This is a genomic window from Bacillus siamensis KCTC 13613 (assembly GCF_000262045.1).
Taxonomy (GTDB): Bacteria; Bacillota; Bacilli; order Bacillales; family Bacillaceae; genus Bacillus; species Bacillus siamensis.
In genome coordinates, this window is record NZ_AJVF01000048.1 from 1 (window position 1) to 1,609 (window position 1,609).

Genomic DNA, 1,609 nt, shown 5'->3' on the forward strand with positions numbered 1-1,609 from the left:
GGTTACTCCGGTTGGACCCGTTACTCCTGTTGCTCCGGTTGCACCCGTTGGGCCAGTTACTCCGGTTGAGCCGATTGGACCAGTTGGGCCGGTTGAGCCGGTTGGGCCGGTTACACCTGTTGCTCCCGTTTCTCCAGTCGCTCCGGTTACTCCTGTTGCTCCTGTTGGTCCTGTTGCTCCAGTCACTCCGGTTGAGCCAGTTTCTCCAGTTGAGCCGGTTGCTCCTGTTACTCCTGTTGCTCCAGTTGCCCCGGTTGAGCCGGTTGGGCCGGTTACACCAGTTGCCCCGGTTGAGCCGGTTGAGCCAGTTGAGCCGGTTACACCAGTTACTCCTGTTGCTCCTGTTGCTCCAGTCACTCCGGTTGAGCCAGTTACTCCTGTTGCTCCGGTTGCTCCCGTTTCTCCAGTCGCTCCTGTTGGGCCCGTTTCTCCAGTCGCTCCTGTTGGGCCCGTTTCTCCCGTTTCTCCAGTCGCTCCTGTTACTCCTGTTGCTCCTGTTGGTCCTGTTGCTCCAGTCACTCCGGTTGAGCCAGTTTCTCCAGTTGAGCCGGTTGCTCCAGTTACTCCTGTTGCTCCAGTTGCCCCGGTTGAGCCGGTTACACCTGTTGCTCCTGTTACTCCAGTTGAGCCGGTTACGCCAGTTGCTCCGGTCGCTCCGGTTACACCTGTTGCTCCTGTTGCTCCGGTTGGGCCGGTTGGACCTGTTTCTCCAGTCGCTCCTGTTACTCCGGTTACTCCTGTTGCTCCAGTTGCCCCGGTTGAGCCTGTTGCTCCTGTTGCTCCAGTTGCTCCGGTTACACCAGTTGTTCCTGTTGGTCCTGTTGGTCCCGTTTCTCCTGTCGCTCCGGTTACACCTGTTGCTCCGGTTGGGCCGGTTGGACCAGTTTCTCCAGTCACTCCAGTTGAGCCAGTTTCTCCTGTTGGGCCGGTTTCTCCAGTTACTCCTGTTGCTCCGGTTGGACCTGTTTCTCCAGTTGATCCCGTTTCACCAGTTACTCCTGTTGCTCCGGTTGCACCAGTTACACCAGTTGCTCCGGTTGATCCTGTTGCTCCGGTTGGACCCGTTTCACCAGTTTCTCCAGTTACTCCGGTCGCTCCTGTTGCTCCGGTTGCCCCGGTTGCTCCTGTTGCTCCGGTTGGACCTGTTTCTCCAGTTGATCCCGTTTCACCAGTTACTCCTGTTGCTCCAGTTGGACCAGTTACTCCTGTTGGACCAGTTGAGCCGGTTGACCCGGTTACTCCTGTTACTCCGGTTGCACCCGTTGGGCCGGTTTCTCCAGTCGATCCGGTTACTCCTGTTGCTCCAGTTAAGCCAGTCGATCCGGTTGGTCCTGTTGGACCTGTTTCTCCAGTTGATCCCGTTTCACCAGTTACTCCTGTTGGACCAGTTGAGCCGGTTACACCAGTTACTCCTGTTGCTCCTGTTGCTCCAGTTGGACCAGTTACTCCCGTTGCTCCGGTTGCACCCGTTGGGCCAGTTTCTCCAGTCACTCCGGTCGAACCAGTTTCTCCAGTTGGACCCGTTTCACCAGTTACTCCTGTTACTCCGGTTGGACCCGTTGGGCCAGTTTCTCCAGTCACTCCGGTTGAACCAGTTTCTCCAGTTGAG

Annotated in this window: 1 protein-coding gene; it reads right to left on the reverse strand. The window is 57.2% G+C overall.

Annotated elements, in window-relative coordinates; all coding sequences use genetic code 11:
* On the reverse strand, window positions 1-1,609 hold a 1,609-nt coding region (locus Y79_RS1000000121115; RefSeq protein ID WP_162139825.1), incomplete at both ends, for a YadA family autotransporter adhesin.